Source organism: Fusibacter sp., assembly GCF_057447755.1.
In genome coordinates this window covers 1-3,083 of record NZ_JBVBZF010000385.1, presented here as the reverse complement: position 1 = coordinate 3,083, position 3,083 = coordinate 1, and the positions used below count along the sequence as shown (strand labels likewise).

Annotated in this window: 3 protein-coding genes and 1 pseudogene; 3 read left to right on the top strand and 1 reads right to left on the bottom strand. The window is 40.2% G+C overall.

The features are described 5' to 3' along the window. From AC220I_RS20580 to AC220I_RS20570, 3 genes are all read left to right on the top strand, one after another. Positions 1-640 (top strand): nucleotidyltransferase family protein (locus AC220I_RS20580; RefSeq protein ID WP_486725741.1); only part of this gene is annotated, 640 nt, incomplete at its 5' end. 51 nt (positions 641-691) lie between these two features. Beyond that, complete coding sequence (locus AC220I_RS20575; RefSeq protein ID WP_486725740.1) at positions 692-1,900, top strand: molybdopterin molybdotransferase MoeA; 1,209 nt, start codon at positions 692-694, stop codon at positions 1,898-1,900. 27 nt (positions 1,901-1,927) lie between these two features. Further along, the gene (locus tag AC220I_RS20570) at positions 1,928-2,635 is read left to right on the top strand and encodes an MBL fold metallo-hydrolase (RefSeq protein WP_486725742.1); all 708 of its coding nucleotides are present in this window, start codon (positions 1,928-1,930) and stop codon (positions 2,633-2,635) included. A gap of 210 nt (positions 2,636-2,845) precedes the next feature. Here AC220I_RS20570 and AC220I_RS20565 read toward each other — a convergent pair. Then, positions 2,846-3,083: pseudogene (locus tag AC220I_RS20565) on the bottom strand (hypothetical protein); the annotation flags it as partial.

Genomic DNA, 3,083 nt, shown 5'->3' with positions numbered 1-3,083 from the left:
GTTTTTAAAGAAAAGGATGCTGGCTATGACTCAAAATAATATTTCAGGTGTCATCCTCGCGGCAGGTGCTTCAAAGAGGATGGTTGAAAATAAAATACTCTTACCATTTAGGGGCAAGACGGTTATAGAATATGTTGTGGCACATTTACTTGAGGCAAACTTATCGGAGTTAATTGTCGTGGGGGGAAGAGATTTTGAAATGCTTTCTAAGGTATTAGCCCAGTATCCGGTTAAATGTGTTGAAAATCCTAATTACCTTGAAGGTCAGAGTACGTCAGTGAAGGTGGGACTTTCTCACATTTCAAAGTTTTCAAAGGGATGTTTTTTTTTCATGGGTGATCAGCCCTTGATAAAAGCAGCATCTATCAATCAAATGATTGCTTTATTCAATAGTGAACAAAACGCCAACACCATTGTCATTCCACAAGGCAAAGAAGGTCGCGGAACCCCGGTTTTATTTGGTGAAGGACACTTTCAGGCCTTGAGCCATATAAGTGGTGATCAGGGGGGAAGAAGCATCATACAAAACACAGAGAACGAAAGAAAAGAATTTTTTATTGATGACCCAAGCTTTTTTTGGGATATAGATACACCTGAAATGTATCAGCGTGTACGCGCTTATGCAGACACATTTGATTGAACAAATAATACCCATAGGACTCATTAAATGAACCTTACAAGGAGTTAATTTATGAAGAAAATAATGCTGAATCCAATTGAAAATGTACTTTCATTAATTCGTTCAGATTTTATAGATAAAAAACAGGAAACAGAATTTGTCAATCTTGAAGAGGCTTCTCAAAGGATACTCTCTGAGGACCTTGTCAGTAGTGAGTTGATACCAGAGTTTGCAAAGTCGACAGTAGACGGTTATGCGATAAAATTCATCGACGGACCACGGCGCTTAAAGCTAGTTGGAAAGGTCGATATGGGCGAAGCCCTAGATCTTATCCTTAAGGACGGGGACTGCGTCTACGTGCCTACTGGGGGTGCAATTCCTCATGGCACTGAAACCATGGTCATGATTGAGGATACTGAAAATATTGCCCCTGACCTGATTCGTTTTAATGACAGCTTCACCACAAGGCAAAACATCATCGAAGTGGGTGATGATATGAAACCAGGACAGGTGGTTCTAAAAAAAGGAACAAGACTTAAGCCCCAACATATTGGCGTACTAGCATCTCTTGGTCACCAGAGGGTGAAGGTCTTACAAAAGCCCAAAATCTGTTTTATATCCACTGGAGACGAGCTTATTAAGCTTGATGAAGTCCAGAGCTTTGGTAAAATCAGAGAAATTAACGGCTATACTTTGACGGCTATTGCAAAGGAAATGGGTTTTGAAGTCTTAGAGGCCATAATTGTCAAAGACGATTATGCGCTCATAAAAACAAAAATTGAAAGTGCTATTCAAAATGCGGATGTAGTGGCCATTTCTGGTGGTTCTTCTGTTGGTGAGAAGGATTACACCTATGATTTACTGGAGGAGACCACATCTGAAGGGGTTTTAATCAGTGGCATGGCCATAAAACCTGGGAAACCGACCATTATTGCCAAACACATGCAAAAACCCGTCATTGGCCTGCCGGGTCATCCCGTTTCGGCAATTGTTGTGTTTAAACTCATTGTTGGTGAAATTATGAAGACATGGGGGTTCGAAGTGAGAAGGGACCACAAGGTTACCTTGACACTTACAAAGGATATTTATGCTGCAAAGGGCAGAGATACTTATCAAATGGTCTCGATTGAGGAGACACAAGAGGGCGTATTGGCACATCCAACCACTGGAAAGTCAGGGATGATTACACTCTTGTCAGGCTCTGATGGTTATGTGATTATTCCGAAGGAAGTTGGGGTCATCAGGAAAGGGACTGTGGTTGAGGGGTATTATTTTGATTGATATTGAGGAGTGATTATCTTGAAATCTATGGTGACAAAAAGCGGTACGGAAATTAAATGTTTAACCAATAATAATCTTAAGGCTTGTGTTATTATCAGTGAAAACAGAGGCTATATTGTGGACACAGGTTCATCCAACATGAGAAAAAGGATTATGGCCCAAGTGGACCAGATGAAGAAAAGTGGTTTAAATTTCGAAGCGATTATCTTAACGCATTCGCATGCGGATCATGCAGCAAATGTGAACCATCTTAAGAAGACATTTAAGATTCCTGTTTTTGCCCATAGTATTGAGAGTGACTTTATAGAAAGAGGTCAGAGTGCACCAATAATAGGGACAACGACCCTAACACGAGGTATTTCAAAAATTATGAGTCGGCTGCCAATGATGGTGAATTATCCACCTTGTGATGTGGATTTCAAACTCAACCAGAGTGAGACGGAGATTGGAAGAGGTATTAGGGTCATCCATACAGCCGGTCACACGGGTGGCAGTCTCTCCGTTTGCATTGACAAGGAGGTCGCCTTAGTGGGGGATGCTCTTTTTGGAACCAGTAAAACATCCATAATGCCTGCTTTTATACAAGACAAGCAGGCGGTATTTGAGAGCTGGAAACGCCTTAGTGATATGAATTGTAGGATCTATATACCAAGTCACGGCCGTATCATCATGAAGGAAGAAATTGACTTGGCCCTTGACTGTATAAATAAGGGCATAGACTATTCAAATCGGTAGAAATTTAAAACACAAAAAAGCAATAATCATGGTCAATGATTATTGCTTTATTATTTTAGTTATTTGATTTACTTCACGGATTTGATTTACTTCAGGTATTTGATTTATTTCGGATATTTGAGTTATTAAAGTTATTTGCGTTATCTTGTGGTTTGACTAGTTGATTGAGACTAGATGATTAAGCGTGTGGTTGAGAGAAAACGGACGTCCTTAACCCTCTATTGATTTCAAATAAGCTTCTTTGTCAAATTTTTTGAGCAGGGCATTTTTGAGCTTGGCTGATTTTGAAATATTGCCAAGTAAGATACCACCTGTGATGACATTGTCTTTGAAGAAGATTTTCTCAAAGTGATCGCCATCTTCAAAACGTAGGATTTCATAGGCCTCTTCACCTTGACTGCCGACATCTCCGATAGAGAATAGGCGCATGTTCATACCGTGGTAGATG

What these genes read in the sequence shown, in the direction of transcription:
- AC220I_RS20575 (WP_486725740.1), top strand. Translation starts at nt 692, where the DNA reads ATGAAGAAAATAATGCTGAATCCAATTGAAAATGTACTTTCATTAATT.
- AC220I_RS20570 (WP_486725742.1), top strand. Translation starts at nt 1,928, where the DNA reads ATGGTGACAAAAAGCGGTACGGAAATTAAATGTTTAACCAATAATAAT.